Annotated in this window: 13 protein-coding genes and 1 tRNA gene; 5 read left to right on the top strand and 9 right to left on the bottom strand. The window is 66.1% G+C overall.

What is annotated here, in order from left to right:
- Positions 1-106 precede the first annotated feature (106 nt).
- Genes ACH0AE_RS06240 through xylA form a run of 3 tightly spaced genes read left to right on the top strand, consistent with a single transcriptional unit; the run spans position 107 to position 3,971 of the window.
- Entirely contained in the window at positions 107-1,198 is a 1,092-nt protein-coding gene (locus ACH0AE_RS06240) for a glycoside hydrolase family 43 protein (RefSeq protein WP_294442515.1), read from the top strand.
- Positions 1,198-2,649 carry a xylulokinase gene (xylB, locus tag ACH0AE_RS06235; protein WP_294442516.1) on the top strand — a complete coding sequence of 484 codons (1,452 nt, stop codon included), beginning with the start codon at positions 1,198-1,200 and terminating at the stop codon, positions 2,647-2,649. The genes ACH0AE_RS06240 and xylB overlap by 1 nt, the downstream gene beginning before the upstream one ends.
- Positions 2,649-3,971 (top strand): xylose isomerase, encoded by a 1,323-nt coding sequence (gene xylA, locus ACH0AE_RS06230; protein WP_294442517.1) that lies wholly within the window; start codon positions 2,649-2,651, stop codon positions 3,969-3,971. The genes xylB and xylA overlap by 1 nt, the downstream gene beginning before the upstream one ends.
- Before the next feature lie 18 nt (positions 3,972-3,989).
- On the opposite strand, the gene ACH0AE_RS06225 is transcribed toward xylA, so the two are convergent.
- From ACH0AE_RS06225 to ACH0AE_RS06205, 5 genes are read right to left on the bottom strand one after another with little or no spacing between them, the layout of a single operon-like run.
- Positions 3,990-5,438: a family 43 glycosylhydrolase gene (locus ACH0AE_RS06225; RefSeq protein WP_294442518.1), complete on the bottom strand. Its 1,449-nt coding sequence runs from the start codon at positions 5,436-5,438 to the stop codon at positions 3,990-3,992.
- Entirely contained in the window at positions 5,438-6,118 is a 681-nt protein-coding gene (locus tag ACH0AE_RS06220; RefSeq protein WP_294442519.1) for an acetylxylan esterase, read from the bottom strand. Before ACH0AE_RS06220 ends, ACH0AE_RS06225 begins: the two co-directional genes overlap by 1 nt.
- 11 nt (positions 6,119-6,129) lie before the next feature.
- Positions 6,130-6,372 carry a hypothetical protein gene (locus ACH0AE_RS06215; RefSeq protein WP_365927657.1) on the bottom strand — a complete coding sequence of 81 codons (243 nt, stop codon included), beginning with the start codon at positions 6,370-6,372 and terminating at the stop codon, positions 6,130-6,132.
- The gene (locus ACH0AE_RS06210) at positions 6,324-7,091 is read right to left on the bottom strand and encodes an alpha/beta hydrolase fold domain-containing protein (protein ID WP_365927660.1); all 768 of its coding nucleotides are present in this window, start codon (positions 7,089-7,091) and stop codon (positions 6,324-6,326) included. The genes ACH0AE_RS06215 and ACH0AE_RS06210 overlap by 49 nt, the downstream gene beginning before the upstream one ends.
- Positions 7,091-8,737, bottom strand: a complete 1,647-nt coding sequence (locus ACH0AE_RS06205; RefSeq protein ID WP_294442520.1) for a carboxylesterase/lipase family protein — start codon at positions 8,735-8,737, stop codon at positions 7,091-7,093. The genes ACH0AE_RS06210 and ACH0AE_RS06205 overlap by 1 nt, the downstream gene beginning before the upstream one ends.
- A 182-nt stretch (positions 8,738-8,919) precedes the next feature.
- Here ACH0AE_RS06205 and ACH0AE_RS06200 point away from each other — a divergent pair, with 182 nt between their 5' ends.
- Positions 8,920-11,463: a glycoside hydrolase family 9 protein gene (locus ACH0AE_RS06200; RefSeq protein WP_294442521.1), complete on the top strand. Its 2,544-nt coding sequence runs from the start codon at positions 8,920-8,922 to the stop codon at positions 11,461-11,463.
- 160 nt (positions 11,464-11,623) lie between these two features.
- Here ACH0AE_RS06200 and ACH0AE_RS06195 read toward each other — a convergent pair whose 3' ends face one another.
- From ACH0AE_RS06195 to ACH0AE_RS06185, 3 genes are all read right to left on the bottom strand, one after another.
- Positions 11,624-12,526 carry an HNH endonuclease gene (locus ACH0AE_RS06195; protein ID WP_294442522.1) on the bottom strand — a complete coding sequence of 301 codons (903 nt, stop codon included), beginning with the start codon at positions 12,524-12,526 and terminating at the stop codon, positions 11,624-11,626.
- A 428-nt stretch (positions 12,527-12,954) separates the two neighbouring features.
- Positions 12,955-13,029, bottom strand: a tRNA-Gln gene (locus ACH0AE_RS06190).
- Between the two features lie 53 nt (positions 13,030-13,082).
- Positions 13,083-14,162 carry a branched-chain amino acid aminotransferase gene (locus tag ACH0AE_RS06185; protein ID WP_294442523.1) on the bottom strand — a complete coding sequence of 360 codons (1,080 nt, stop codon included), beginning with the start codon at positions 14,160-14,162 and terminating at the stop codon, positions 13,083-13,085.
- 79 nt (positions 14,163-14,241) lie between these two features.
- Between ACH0AE_RS06185 and ACH0AE_RS06180 the strand changes: the two genes are divergently transcribed.
- Positions 14,242-14,730, top strand: a complete 489-nt coding sequence (locus ACH0AE_RS06180) for a MarR family winged helix-turn-helix transcriptional regulator (protein ID WP_294442524.1) — start codon at positions 14,242-14,244, stop codon at positions 14,728-14,730.
- 24 nt (positions 14,731-14,754) lie between these two features.
- Here ACH0AE_RS06180 and proC read toward each other — a convergent pair whose 3' ends face one another.
- Positions 14,755-15,552, bottom strand: a complete 798-nt coding sequence (gene proC / locus ACH0AE_RS06175; protein WP_294442525.1) for a pyrroline-5-carboxylate reductase — start codon at positions 15,550-15,552, stop codon at positions 14,755-14,757.
- Between the last annotated feature and the right edge of the window lie 4 nt (positions 15,553-15,556).

The raw sequence follows: 15,556 nt of genomic DNA, 5'->3' as shown, positions 1-15,556 counted from the left end.
GGACGACCATCAACTCAATTTTGTTCGAAGAACGCTGTTGGCTATCGATGATGTTAGCGCTACCTTCACAGTAATGGGCCCCAAGAGGCTGCATCAGGAGAGGTTCATGGCTCATTCGCGCTTGCTGACATCCCTCGCTCTCGCCGCGCTATGCGGTAGCGCCGCCTATGGAGCGGACGAACCGCGCGATCCTGAAGGGCGGCGCTATCGTGCCCAGCCGCTGGTGACCGAAATCTACACGGCCGACCCCTCAGCGCACGTTTTCGACGGCAAGATCTACGTCTATGCCAGCCACGACATCGACGCCGGCATTCCTGACGACGATCTCGGCAATCAATATGCCATGCGCGACTACCGCATTCTTAGGATGGACCGGATCGGCGGTCCGGTGACGATCGGGCCAGTTGCGCTCGACGTGAAGGACGTGCCCTGGGCATCCCAGCAAATGTGGGCGCCCGACGCCGCCTACAAGAATGGCACCTACTATCTCTATTTCCCGGCGCGGGACCGTACCAAGGACAAGAACGGTCTCGGCGCTTTCAAGATCGGCGTCGCCACGTCGAAAAGCCCGATGGGCCCGCTCAAGGCGGAGCCGCAGCCCATCGCCGGCAGCTTCTCGATGGACCCGGCAGTGTTCACCGATACTGACGGCACCAGCTACATGTATTTCGGCGGCATCTGGGGCGGGCAACTTCAGCGCTACAAGAACGGCGTCTACGATCCCAACGGTTCGGACACCGATCTGATGCAGGACGACCAGGCCGCGATATCGGGCAAGGTCGTGCGCATGGGCTCAGACATGAAGAGCTTCGCCGAGCCCGTGCGGGATGCGGTAATCGTCGACGAGAAGGGGCAGCCGATCAAGGGCGGCGACCATGATCGTCGCTTCTTCGAGGCCGCCTGGATGTTCAAGCGCGACGGCAAATACTACTACACTTACTCGACCGGCGACACGCACTTCCTGAACTACGCCATCGGCGATAATCCCTATGGCCCGTTTACCTACAAGGGGCACATCCTGAAGCCGGTGCAGGGCTGGACGACGCATCACTCGATCATCGAGTGGGACGGCAAGTGGTGGCTGTTCTATGCCGATACGCAGCTCAGCGGGAAGAACCACCTGCGCAACGTCAAGGTCACCGAACTGATCTTCGCGCCCGACGGCTCGATCCCGACAATTGATCCGTTCAAGCCCTGATGTTTCTCGGCATCGACATCGGCACGTCGGGCGTGAAGGCAGTGGTGCTCGACGAAGCGGGTGCGGTCGCTGGACAAGGCACCGCGCCGCTCACCGTTCAGCGTCCGCAACCGCGCTGGTCCGAGCAGGATCCCGAGGCCTGGTGGCATGCAACCACCGCGGCGGTGCTCACGATCGACCCGACTGTGAGGCGATTGATCCGTGGCGTAGGACTCGCCGGCCAAATGCACGGCGCAACGCTGCTCGGCGCCGACGACCGGCCACTGCGCCCGGCGATCCTGTGGAACGACGGCCGGTCCGACCGGGAATGCCTTGAGCTGGAAACCAGCATCCCCAGCTTGCGTGAGATCACGGGCAACATCGCCATGCCCGGCTTCACCGCCCCCAAACTGCTGTGGGTGCGGAAGAACGAACCGGACGTCTTCAAGCAGGTACGAACCGTGCTGCTGCCGAAGGACTATGTGCGGTTGCGCATGACCGGTGGGAAAGCGTCCGATCTATCGGATGCCTCGGGTACGCTGTGGGTGGATGTGGCTGCGCGCCGCTGGAGCGATACCGTGCTCGCCGCGACCGATCTCGATGAGCGCGCGGTGCCTCGGCTGTTCGAAGGCACTGAACAGACCGGCACGCTGCGCCCGGACGTCGCCGAGCAATGGGGTATCCCCGCCGTTCCCGTGGCAGCGGGAGGCGGCGACAACGCGGCCGGCGCCGCCGGCGTCGGCGTGGTGCGCCCGGGCAACGCGCTGCTGTCGCTTGGCACGTCAGGCGTAATCTTCGTCGCGACCGATCAATTCCGCCCCAATCCCGCACGCGCGGTTCATGCCTTCTGTCACTGCCTGCCCCAACTGTGGCATCAGATGAGCGTCCATCTGTCAGCAGCATCGTGCATCGATTGGGCGGCGCGGCTGACGGGCGCGAGCGGCGCGGCCGAACTGTTCGCGCGTGCCGAGACCGCGGGGCCGGGCAACCGCGGCGAGATTTTCCTCCCCTATCTCTCGGGCGAACGGACCCCGCACAACGATGCCCGCGTCCGCGGCGCCTTCCTTGGGCTGGACAACGACACCGATCCGGCGACGCTCTCCCAGGCGGTGCTGGAGGGTGTCGCCTTTGCGTTGGCGGACGGACTCGATGCGCTGCGCGACGCGGGCACCTCGATCGATCGCCTGTCGGTCATCGGTGGCGGCGCGCGCTCGGGCTATTGGGGCCGAATAATCGCCGCCGCCTTCGAAGTGCCACTGGTATACCTGCAGGGCGGAGAGGTTGGGCCGGCGCTCGGCGCGGCGCGGCTGGCTCAGCTGGCCGTCGAGGGCGGCGCGCCCGTCGACATCTGCGTCGCTCCGCCGATCGCGCGGCAGATCGATCCCGAACCCTTGCTGATCGAGCGCCTCGCCCCCCGCAGGGCGGCATTCCGCGACGCCTATCCCCGCATCACTCCGAAGAAAGAGCTCTGATGGCATCCGCTACTGATCCATTCGCCGCCCTCCCCTCGATCGCCTTCGAGGGGCCGGAAACCGGCAACGAACTCGCCTACCGCTATTATGACAAGAACCGCGTCGTGCTCGGCAAGACGATGGCCGAGCATCTGCGCTTCGCCGTGTGCATGTGGCACACCTTCAACTGGCCGGGCTCCGACGTATTCGGCGCGGGCACCTTCGATCGGCCGTGGCTGACGCACGGCGACGCGGCCGAGGCGGCGGCGATGAAGCGCGAGGCGGCCTTCGCCTTCGTTCGCAAGCTCGACCTGCCATTCTACTGTTTCCACGATGTCGACGTGATGGAGCCGGCAGCTACCGTCAGCGATTACCAGCGCCGTTTTGCCGATGCGATCGATCATCTCGAACGGTTGCAGGATGAGAGCGGGATCAAGCTGCTATGGGGTACCGCCAATCTCTTCTCCGATCCGCGGTATGCCGCTGGCGCGGCGACCAGCCCGGACCCGGAGGTGTTCGCGTGGGGCGCACTTCAGGTCCGCTCGGCGCTTGAGGCTACGCATCGGCTTGGCGGCGCCAACTACGTGTTGTGGGGCGGCCGCGAAGGCTATGAAACGCTGATCAACACCGACATGCGCCGCGAGCTGGACAACTTCGCGCGCTTCCTCAGCCTGGTGGTCGAGCACAAGCACAAGATCGGCTTTAATGGCACGATCCTGATCGAGCCCAAGCCGTTCGAGCCGACCAAGCACCAGTATGACTTCGACACTGCCACCGTGTACGGCTTTCTTCGCCGCCACGGACTGGAGAACGAGGTCAAGGTCAACATCGAGGCGAACCACGCCACGCTGGCCAGCCACACCTTCGAACACGAGATCGCAACTGCCGCCGCGCTCGGCATCTTCGGCTCGATCGATGCCAACCGCGGCGATCCGCAGAACGGCTGGGATACCGATCAATTTCCCAATTCAGTGCCCGAGCTGACGCTGGCGATGCTCGAGATCATCCGCGCCGGTGGCTTCACCACCGGCGGCTTCAACTTCGACGCCAAGGTGCGCCGCCAGTCCGTCGATGCCGAGGATCTTCTATACGGGCACGTCGGCGGGGTGGACGTGATCGCCAAGGCGCTGCTCAACGCGGAACGCATCATCGAGGACGGTCGCCTCGATCGCTTCCGCGCCGAGCGCTATGCCGGATGGGACGGCGAACTCGGTCAGCTCATCCATCGCGGAGGCACCAGCCTGGCCGACATCGCGGATCTGGCGGCGGCGCGGAACCTTGATCCCAGGCACCGCTCGGGCAAGCAGGAACGTCTGGAGAATCTGCTCAACCGCTTCGTGTGATCGCGCGCTGGTGGCGGCTCATGGCTGCATGAACCGCCACCGGCCAGCGTCGGAACGCGGATCGAACCGCGCAAGCGAGATCGTGCTGGTGCCGATCGCTACCAGCGCGCGATCCTGGCCCTTGGCCTGCGCCTTGGGGGTGATGCGGTAGGTGCCGTCGATCAATTGATCGATCCGCCACAGCTGCGCATCGGCGCCCGAATAAGCGGGTACCGCTTCCACCTCGCCCGCCGCCGTTGCCGCAAGCGCCCGCTGCGCGCCGGCCAGGGTGATGCGGTAGTAGGGAGCGCCCATAAAGCCGCCCGCCTCTGGCACCGCCGTTATCGTCCATTGCTGGTTCGGCCGGACCATATAGGCGGAAAGATCGAGGCGCGTAGCGCCAGGGGGCCATGACGACTGCACGTCCGCAAGCGTTTGGTCCGGAAGCGGTGCCACCGGATCTGTCGGCTTGGCGCGGAAGCTGCGACGGGCATCGAACGGGATGCGGGTGAAATCGACCTGTAGCTGAAGGGCATTGCCGCTCCGCTCCGACTTGATCTCATAGGTGCCCGGTCGCACGTTCGCTCCCGCGACTGGCCAGCCGTCGCGCCACAGTAGCGGCTCGATCGACAGCACGCTGCGACCGCTGCGATCCATGTCGGCCTCATAGTGCATGGAGAATTTCTCCATGTCGTTGCCAAGATCGATGAGCCCGAAGTGCCCCGCGCCGATCATCCGCCCTCGCGCGCTGACAACGAGCTTGCCGCCCCCCTTCAGCAGCGGCACCCCCATGTTGTCGACATATGGCCCTTCGACGTTGCGCGAGCGGCCGACGCGGATGTTGTAGGTGGAATTGGGTCCGTCGCAGCACGTCCCGTGAGTGCCAAGCAGATAGTACCAGCCGTCGCGGTGCAGGAGCGCAGTAGCCTCCATGTCGATTGCGATGTCGACCGGCTGGTTGCCGGCGACGCGCATGCCGGTGCGCGGGTCGAGCTCGACCAAGCGGATCGAGCCGAAATAGGTGCCGTAGCTCAGCCACAGCCGGCCGTCGGCGTAGAGGAAGGCGGGGTCGATCGCGTCATTGTTCTCGACGCCGTCACTCGACGCGATCACCCCCACCTCATGGTACCCGAAGTCAGGCGACTTTGGATCGAGAGACTTCGTCCACATGATCTTGACCTGGCTGGCATGTCCGCCGGACATGCCCCCGCCGCCAACGGCCCACGCGACATAGTAGCGGTCGCCGATCTTGACCACGTCCGGCGCCACGCCGCCACCCGGCCGCACCGGCCCGCTGCGCCACGTCCAGCCATCGTCGGACACAAGCCCGCCGCCGCGGGTCCCAAAGGTGTACCAGCGGCCGTCGGATTCGGTGACGGTGGAGGGATCGTGGATGAAAACCTCCCCGGCCAGTTGCGCAGTGACCGGCGCGGACAGCGCGACGAAGACGAACGCAGCGGCCGCGCGCCGACGGTTGAGCATCGGCATCACTTCACATCCATCTGGAGATTGCGGATCGGCTGCCCGTCCTCGTCGACGAAGCGCACGCAGAAGTCGCTCAACCCTGGTCCGTTGATCACCGCGCCGACGATGACGTTGCGCCCTTTGCGCAGCGTCAGCCGATCGGACAGCACGTCATCCATCACCATCCGCCGATCATCGTACAGGCCCGCGGCCTCGCGACCGTTGAGCCACCAGCGCGACGCGGAATTGGAGCCGACCGCAAGGCGCACGCCGCGCTGCTCGCGGGGGCTGTCGACCACCGTGACCGCCCAGAACACCACGCCATAGGTGGGCTTGCCGAGCGACTGCGCGAAGTTGAACAGCTTCACGTCCCACAATTTGCTGTCGAGTGCATGCCAGCGAAGCGGCTCAGGCTGGCGCACGACCTGGCCGTGGCGTGGCACCGTGCTGAAGCGGCCGGGAAAAGTCGCCTCGTTCAGCGCGTCGCGCACGTAGCTGCCGGTGAATAGGGTATTGGTCGCGTTCGGCTTGGTGACCGGCTCGAGAAGCAGCCAGCGCTGCAGGAAGCCGTCCGCATCGGGCGCCTTGGGCGTGGCATCGGCAGGCTGGAAGAAGGCGCTGAGCGGGGGCACGGCCGGGGCCTGTGCGGGCGCCGGGGCCGCAGCGATAGCGAGAGCGGGGGTGAAGCAAAGCAGCCGAAGCATCTGCGCCATCATCATCGTGCCACTTGCTCCTTCGTTTTTGTCCTAAGGGCAGGCCCACCGGTGATGCCGTTCGCGTCCAGCCACCGCGTGAAGGCGTCGAGCCAGCCGGAACTGGTCGTCCCCTGCTTCCCCAGCCCGAAGCCGTGGCCGCCGCCCTGGTAGAGATGGAACTCGACGGGGCGGCCGGCACGCTGCCACACGTCGATCAGGCCGAACCCCTTGCGCGCGAAGAGCGGATCGTCCGCGGCGAGCACGACGAAGAGCGGAGGGGCGCCGGGGGCACCGTCACCGGCTCCATCGACCCATAGATCGGCGCGATGAAGGCAAGCCGCGTGTCGGGCGCGGCAAGCGCGGTCGCCATCGTGGTCATCGCGCCAGCCGAAAAGCCGATCATGCCGATCCGCGCCGGATCGACGCGCCACTTCGCCGTGTTCGCGCGTACCAGCGCTATCGCCGCACGCGCATCTGCGATCTGGTCGGAAAGCCCGGCGATCGCTGCATCAGGGCTGAGACGCGAGTCCGGGCGACCCGCGCCGGCGAACATCGCTGCCACTGCCTGCTCGAACCCGGCCATGGCGGCCGGTGTCGGCTTCAGCCGATATTTGAGCACGAAGGCGGCAATGCCCCGGTCGGCGAGCGCGCGCGCCACGCGCCAGCCCTCATTCTCCATCGACAGCATCAGGAATCCGCCGCCCGGCGCGACAATCGCCGCCGCGCCTGTGGCCTCCGCAGGATCAGGCAGGAACGGCGTGAGCGTGGCGGCGGACACATTACGCACCATGGCAACGTCATATTGCGCGAACCACGACTCGGGCGCCGCTCCTCCGGCGACGCTCCCGGTGCGGAGCAGGATCGCCTCGTGTTCGGCCGGGGCAGCCATGGGCGTCATGCGTGCGTCCTGCGCCGCCGCCGGCCACGCCAGGACCAGGAGCAGCACAATCAGCGCGAGCCATGCGATTGGTGTTCGCGCCATCAACTCAGCAACACCCGCCGTGCGGGCCCTTCCGGATCGTCAACCATCCGGCAGCGATCGTCGAACACCATCGTCTGGCAGCGCTTCGGATCGGTCGGCGCCCAGTCGAGGCCGGGCTGGCTCGGGTCGCCGGTTCGCGCGAAATTTGCCCACGCCGTCGCCATCGTCCGCGCAAGCCTCTGCGCCGCCGGCGTATTGCCGGTGCCCTGCGCGCACCGCGCGGTGTTGTCGAAGCAGAAAGCGAGATCAGCAGTGTGCCACGCCCCCGCCACGCCGCCGAGTTGCGGCGACTGCCACTGGAATAGGTACTGGAACACGGGCGCGCCGCCCTGCGCATGTTTCAGCCGCACCATGTCCTGCACACGGTTGCGGTTGTGCAGCCCCTGCACCCCGTAAGCGAGCGTGCGAACCGCCTTCTGCGGATGCGCAGCCTTCATCGCAGCGATCAGGCGATCCGCCTTTGCGGCGCCCATCTGCTCGGCCAAGTCGGCGCGCCACTGTGCCGCGTCGGGGTTGTAGCCCCAGCGCATCCCTTCCTCGCTGGTGTTGCCGATCAACATCGGCACATCACGTGAAACGGCGGGTGCCTCGTCGAAGAACGAGCGGACGGTGATCACCTTGCCGTCAAGCGTCGGGTTCCAGCCGACGCGCGGCGTCATCGCGGGCCCCATCATTGGGCGCGGGCCGTTGATCGCCTCCGCCACCTTGTTGCCTGCCTCGAACAGCGGCTGCCATGCGATGCGCTGCAGCGCGCCGATGTCGCGCTGTCCCACCCCGAGTTCGCGCAGCAAACGTCGGGAAAATTCGCGCGACTGCTCCATTGATGGAAGCGCACCGCCGCCGCCTGACTGCGCAGCGGCACGATGGATCAGCCCTTTGCCCGCCGGCATGCCAAGCAGGGTTGTTACCTTCGATCCCCCGCCCGACTGGCCGTAGATCATCACGCGATCAGGATTCCCGCCGAACGCCGCGATGTTCTCGAGCACCCAGCGTAGGGCAGCAATGCAGTCGGTCATGCTGACGTTGACCGATTCCTCGTAAGGAGCCCCGCCGACCTCTGTGAGGTCGAGGAAGCCGAGCACATTGAGGCGGTGGTTGATCGAGACCTGGACGACATCGTGCTGCCGCGCCATCTGCGCGCCGTCGTGGGATGCAAGCTCGTACGACGAGCCGAAACTGAACCCGCCACCGTGGAAGTAGACCATCACCGGGCGGTTGCCCGACAGCGCCGGCGTCCAGATGTTGAGCTTCAGCATGTCCTCGCCAGTGAACCCGTCGGTCCATTGCTGGAGGAAGGTGTGCTCGATGGCGCGGAAATCGTGCGGCGTCTGCGGGCAGTTCGCGCCGTAGGCAAGCGCATTGAGCGGCTCGGTCCAGCGCTTTGGCGCACGCGCCGGCAGCCAACGGTGCTCACCACCGGTATGGTCGCCATACGGCACGCCCTTGAAGGTGAAGACGCCATCGTCGACATAGCCGCGAACGGGCCCGTATTGCGTTCGTGCCACCGCGTCGGCGGGCGTCGAGCATAGATCGGACCGGTCACCCCGCGCGCCGGCGCGCGCAGTGCCGGGGCCGGTCAGCAGGGCGCCGCCACCGATTGCAGACGCCAGCAGGGCTTCGCGGCGATCGAACAGCGCGCCTGTCATCTTCCCTCTCCCCGCACGTGCGACCTTCCCGAGCCGTCACATGACATGTGATGGCAGCCGAAACGTCTGCCGTCAAATGTCCAACAAATAAAGTGTCGATTAGCCTTTCCGCCGCCCGCCGTCGGATTGCCAAGCCTGTCTCTGAACGCCATGGTAGCGGTAACGAAAAGCGGGAGGGGATGATGACCGAAGCGGGCATGCCGTGGTGCGCGGCAGCGGCGATCTGCCTGATCGCCGGTCAGACGCAGGCTCAGGAAGCGCTCCGCCTCGACCGATCGGACTATTTCGAGGCGGCCGGCGTCAACTGGCTGGTCTTCTCGAACGTCAACGAGGGGCTGTTCGCCGACGCAAAGATCTCAGGCGTTGAATTAATCCAGCAGGGCGTCCGCACCGCTACCAACGGCGACGTGCGCCTGTCCCCGACGCCTGGGCAGTGGGATCCCGCGGCGCAATTTGTCAGCCGCCGCGTCGATCAGAAGTCGGGCGTGATCGAAGCCGTGATGCAATACCCGGAGTTCCGTTACACTGTCCGCGTCCAGCGACAGGGCACCGCTATCCGCTTGTCGGTGCTGCTCGATAAGCCGCTGCCCGCCGCGATGGTGGGCAAGGCGGGGCTGAACCTCGAAGTCGTGCCTTCGGCCTATTTCGGGCGATCGTACCTCGCGGACAGCCGCTCCGCGATCTTCCCGCGCTATCCGGCCGACGCGATGACACTGACGCCGGAACGCAACGCGGCGAGCGGGCGCAGCGACGGCCCCGGCGCCGAGCCGCTGCCCTTCGCCAGCGGAAGGCAGCTCGTACTGTCCCCGGAGGACGCCGCTCGCCGGGTGTCGATCACCGCCGGTGAGGGCACACTGGCGCTATTCGACGGGCGCAACCAGGCGCAGAACGGCTGGTATGTCGTGCGCCAGCTGCTGCCCGGCGGCCGCACCGGAAAGGTGTTGGAATGGACGGTGAGCGCGGCAATCGTGCCGGACTGGCTTCGGCCGCCCGTGATCGCGCACTCGCAACTCGGCTATGCGCCGGCCGCCCCCAAAATCGCCACGATCGAACTCGACCGCGACGACAAACGTCGGACGCAGCCCAGGCTGATGCGCGTCTCGGCCGACGGGAAGCTGACGGCAGTGCCGACCGCGGCGGCGCGCGACTGGGGCAACTATCTGCGCTATCGCTACGTTCGGTTCGATTTCAGCGCTGTGAAGGCCTCCGGAACCTATGTCATCGATTATGGCGGTACGCGCACTGCCCCCTTCCCCATCGCGCCGGGGCTGCTCGCCACCTCGTGGCACCTCACCAACGATGTCTACCTGCCGGTGGCGATGGATCATATGACGGTCAACGAAGCGTACCGCGTGTGGCACGGCGATTCGCACCGCGATGACGCGCGGCAGGCACCGATCAACCACGAGCACATCGACCTTTACCGTCAGGGGCCGACCACCGACACCCTGTTCAAGCCGGGCGAGCACATTCCCGGGCTCAACGTCGGCGGCTGGCTCGATGCCGGGGACTTCGACATCCGCACGCAGACGCAATATCAGGTCATTCGCCAACTGGTCGACGCCTGGGAACGGTTCGGCATCGACCGCGACACGGTAAGCGTCGATTGGGACACGCGGCGCGCGGAGATCCACGTGCCCGATGGCGTGCCCGATCTCCTGCAGCAAATCCGCCACGGCGCAGTGCAGCTGCTGGCACAGTTCGACGCGGTGGGGCACGCCATCCACGGCATCGTTGAACCGGATGTCGGACAATATACCCACCTTGGCGATGCCGCGAGCAAGACCGACGGACTAGTCTTCGATTCCACGCTCAAGCCCTACGAGCGCGCTTATGACGCTGCCGGTGGTCGCAGCGGGACGCCCGATGATCGCTGGGCTTTCACCAGCAAAGCCTCGGCGCTGAATTACGGCTCGGCGGCCGCGCTCGCCGCCGCCGCGCGCGCATGGAAGGGCCGCGACGACGCGTTTGCCAGGCGCTGCCTCGATCGTGCCGAGCGCGTGTGGGCGGAGGAGCACAGCCATGCGCCCGACCTGTTCCGGCACGGCAACACGACCGGCGGACCACTCGAAGCGGAGGAATTCGCGGCCGCGGTGGAGCTGCTGCTGGCGACCGGCGATGCCCGCTACGCCGGCCGCGTCGAGGTGCTCGCGCCGCGGATGCTGCAGGCATTCGGCTTCAGCGCGACTACTATGGTGAAGGCGATCCCGGTGATGCCCGCCACATATCGCGAGACGCTCATCCCGGCGGTGAGAAGCTGGGCAGCGGAGGCCGCGAACGTCCGCACTTTGAATCCGTTCGGCGTGCCGATCACGGCCGGCGGCTGGGCCGGCAGCGGCAGCGTGCTCGCCTTCGGCCTCACCGGTGATGCCCTCCACCGTGCCTTTCCTGAATTCGTCGATGCGAGCGCCGTGCAACTGGCGCTCGACTTCATTCACGGCCACCACCCGGCATCGAACCGCTCCTTCGTCTCGGGCGTGGGCGCGGTCTCCAAGGAAGTCGCCTATGGCAGCAATCGCGCGGACTTCAGCTTCATTCCGGGCGGCGTCGTGCCCGGCGTGCTGCTGCTCAAGCCCGATTATCCCGAGAACCGCGACGACTGGCCGTTCTTCTGGGGCGAGAACGAATATGTCGTGCCCGAAGGCGCCATGTACCTGACGCTCGCCAACGCCGGGCGTGCGCTGGAGAAGCAAACGAACACGGTGCCACCGGCTGCAAGCAAGTAGGGCGACCTTCCGGACCGGTCATCAGAACTGTGACCAAGACGGCGACACCCGTGCGTCTGCTCGTTACAGGTGAAGCGCGATCCCGAGGCCTATCCGGCGGCGAACGCGCTTGTGCGCTTTGCGGCTGAGCCGCCCGCGGACTCGCGTTCGCGTGCAGGCGTTAGAGCTTGAAGCAGTTCTCGCGGTGCCAGCGGACAAACTGCGGATGCGGACAGTCGCTGAGCCGTGGAGGCAGAATCGCACGCCTAGTCGGGTTGATTATCGCGCGGATGCTGTTCGGATCGTTCGCCTGGCGCGAGATCATGATGCTCGCGTCATCCGCCAGGCTGATCAGCCCTCGGTCGAACATCCAGTGCGCGGTACCGGATAGTGCCAGCCCATTGCTGAGGATGTCCGGCCCGTTCGCCTCGACCGGTCTGATATGCGCCGCTTCCACTTCGGCGCGGCCGCCTCCGTTGATGAGCTTGAGCCCGGTGATGGCGCACCGCTCGCCATAAGCACGTAGCACGATGCGACGGAACACGCGGTCACGCACCGCGCGCGAGACGAGCATGTCGACCCGCGCGCGCGCTTCGTCGAAGCCAAATGGCGTCCGCTCCTCACGGACCATTGGCAGCACATCGGGTAGTCCGACGCGCGGCAGAAGTGGAGCTGCGTCCGCCAGTCCGGTATCAACGATACGGTTGAAGTCGTATACGGACAATTCGCGCACCGCCGCCTGGGCACGCCCCGATATGCGCCCGGCCTCGTTGAGTATACCGCGTTCGATCACGTCTCCGTTTGCGACGGCAAAGGGCACCGGGGTGGAAAAGTCGAGATAGCTGCCCACCTCGATCAGCGCGAAATACATGCCCGGCGCGCTAGCGTCGGGAACGACCTGCGCCACCTTCGCGACAGCGAAATACCCGCGAGTGTTAGGCACTTTGCGCGGCTCGTAATAGATGATCCAGTCGCCGATGCATGCCCGGACCCGGCTGAGATACTGCCGCGGGAACTGATACCGCTCGGCCGGCGTGTCATTGTAGATCGAGTCAGAACGATGAATGAAGACACCGAAAGCCATGACAATGCTTAGCGCAGCGTGTCGCCGCTTCAATTCAGCTCAGATGCGATTGCAGCTCCCGCAATCCCTCGTCTGAAGCCTCGACGACGATATGTCGGTTGTCGCGAACGTGCCGTATACGTTAGCATTCCGGGAACGGAAAGGCCTGCATGTCAGTGCCGGGTGACAGTTGATCTCCCGAGCAGCGAGGACCTGCTAGCGGCCGCCAGTGCGCGTTCTGCTTAGCGAAGCGGGTACACTCGGTGCGGGCAGGTAACGGCTAAACCTCGCCTTGGGTTTTCGCCCACCCTTCTCTGTGTCTACACCGAGAACATGCTGAGGCGCGGCCCAGAGCGTTCATCTTCCCCGCCAGTCACATGGTGCAAGCGCATGCACTTGCCCTCACTGAACTGGTGTCAGCCACTAAGATTGGTGACTTATCTGTGACCTGGCTGGGGCGGCAGGATTCGAACCTGCGAATGCCGGTACCAAAAACCGGTGCCTTACCGCTTGGCGACGCCCCAACAGACGCGCGGCCCTATAACCTGGCGGCGCGAAGTGCAATTGCCTGATTGCGTCAGGCGATCGGGTGAATCCAATCGTGCGGGTCTGGCGCAAAGCCGCGCTGCATCGCGCTCAGCTGATCGAGGAAGCGCTGCGTCGTCTGGCCCGTGCCGCCGGTGCCGATGGTGAAGGCATAATTTGGCCCGGCAACCGAGCCGATCGGCGTCACCACCGCGGCGGTGCCGCAGGCGAAGCTTTCCGTCAGCCGGCCGCTCGCCGCGTCGGCGCGCCACTGATCGATGGAATATAGCTCCTCGCGCACCGTCAGGCCCGCGTCGCGCGCGATCGTTAGGATCGAATCGCGCGTGATGCCGGGCAGGATCGTGCCGGTCAGCGGGGGCGTCTGGATCGATCCGTCGTCGAACACGAAGAAGATGTTCATGCCGCCCAACTCCTCGATCCAGCGGCGCTCGGCCGCGTCGAGGAACACCACCTGGTCGCAGCCGCGCCGGATCGCTTCGGACTGGGCAACGAGGCTGGTGGCGTAATTGCCGCCGCACTTGGCAGCGCCCGTCCCGCCGGGGGCCGCGCGCGTATAATCATGGCTGACCCACAAGGAGATCGGCCGCACGCCGCCCTTCCAATATGAACCGGCAGCCGAGGCGAGCACCATGTAGAGATATTCGCCCGCCGGCTTCACGCCCAGGAACACCTCGCTCGCGATCATGAACGGGCGCAGGTAAAGCGATCCGCCCTCCACCGCGGGGAACCAGTCGGCATCCGCTTTCACCAGTTCCTCGATCGAGCCGATGAACAACTCGTCCGGCAGTTCGGGCATCGCCATGCGCCGCGCCGAATCGCGGAAGCGACGTGCGTTTGCTTCGGGGCGGAACAGCGCCATGCTGCCGTCGGCGTGGCGATAGGCCTTCAGGCCCTCGAAGATTTCCTGCGCATAATGCAAGACGGCGGTGGCGGGATCGACCGTCAGCGTGGTGCGCGCAGTGATCTTCGCATCGTGCCAGCCCTGTTCCTCGCTCCACCGGATGATCGCCATGTGATCGGTGAAGACGCGGCCGAACCCGGGATCCGCAATCCGCTCCGCACGCTCGCTGGCGGGGATCGGCGCGGGGTGGGGCTCGAACGCGAAAGACACGGCAGAAGGCTCCTGCGAAGCGTAAAAGGCCAAGGTTGGCGGTTGCGGTCGGGTAGGCCCGATGGCAAGGCGGGTCAACATGGCTGCCACGACGTCCTCCGCATCCCCGCTGTTCTTGCGCGAACCCGAGATTCGCCGCGGAATCGAGCTGCTTTACTTCGGCAACTCTCACGTCACCCGATCGATCGACGAAGGGCTCGCGCGGCGAGGACTTGGCCGGGCCCATCATCGCGCGCTCTACTTCATCGCACGCAAGCCGGACATGGCGGTATCCGATCTGCTGGGCCTGCTGAGCATCACCAAGCAATCGCTCGGCCGCGTGCTCGGCGAACTGACCGAGCGCGGCTATGTCGAGGCGCGCGCGGGCGAGCGGGATCGGCGCCAGCGGCTACTGCGCCTGACGGAGTCCGGGGCGGCATTCGAGGCCGAGCTGTACGACGCGCTTCGCGAGCGCTTTGCGGCCGCCTATTCGGAAGCCGGGCAAAGCGCCGTCAGCGGCTTCTGGGCGGTGCTAGAAGGACTGATCCCGCCGGCTGAGCGCGACCGCGTCGCCGCGCTGCGCGGCTAACGATACAAATAGCAACGCCGGCGTTCAGCGCCGCGCGGCTGCCGCCAGTTCGGCGTTGCGATCGCAGCTTGCCCGCAGCGTCGCGGCGAGCAGCTTGTTCAGCGCTTCATCGCGATCGAGCACGTTGAGCCCTTCGCGCGTCGACCCGCCCGGGCTTGCCACGCGATCAGCCAGCACCGCGGGCGCTTCACTGGCCTGCGCGGCCATCGCGGCCGATCCCTCTACCGTCGCGAGCGCCAGGCGCGCCGCCTGATCTTCGGGCAGACCAAGCGCGGCGCCGGCCTTGGCCAGCGCATCGATGAAGCGGAACACGAACCCCGGACCACAACCAGACAGCGCCGTCACGGCATCGAAGCTTGCCTCGTCGGCGATCCATTCGACCTTTCCGAGCGGCGCCACCAATGCATGCGCCGTGTCGCGCACCGCCGCGTCCGCCGTGACGCTGTGCAGCGCCGTCACCCCGCGGCCAATCGCCACCGGCAGGTTTGGCATGGCACGCACGATCGCGTCGGCCTGGATCTTGGCGGCGAGCGTCGCCTCTTCCACACCGGCAAGGATCGACAGCAGCAGTGCTGGGCGCACCGTCGCGATCGAGGGTGCGACGGCGTCGAGCAGTTGCGGCTTCACCGCCAGCACGATCACCTGGGGCGCTGTGCCGCTCGGAGACGCTTCCAGCACCGTCACGCCTTCCGGGACCGTCGGGCGGCCCGGATCGATTACCGTCACCGCCTGCGGCGACAGGCCGGCATCGATCCAGCCGCGCAGCATCGCGCCGCCCATGTTCCCACAGCCGACCAGCCACAGCGAACTTGGCAATGACATATGG

The sequence above is a fragment of the Sphingomonas sp. 179-A 2A2 NHS genome (assembly GCF_045371305.1).
Classification (GTDB): domain Bacteria; phylum Pseudomonadota; class Alphaproteobacteria; order Sphingomonadales; family Sphingomonadaceae; genus Sphingomonas.
The sequence above is the reverse complement of the archived record's forward strand: the minus strand, read 5'-3'. Positions and strand labels throughout refer to the sequence as shown.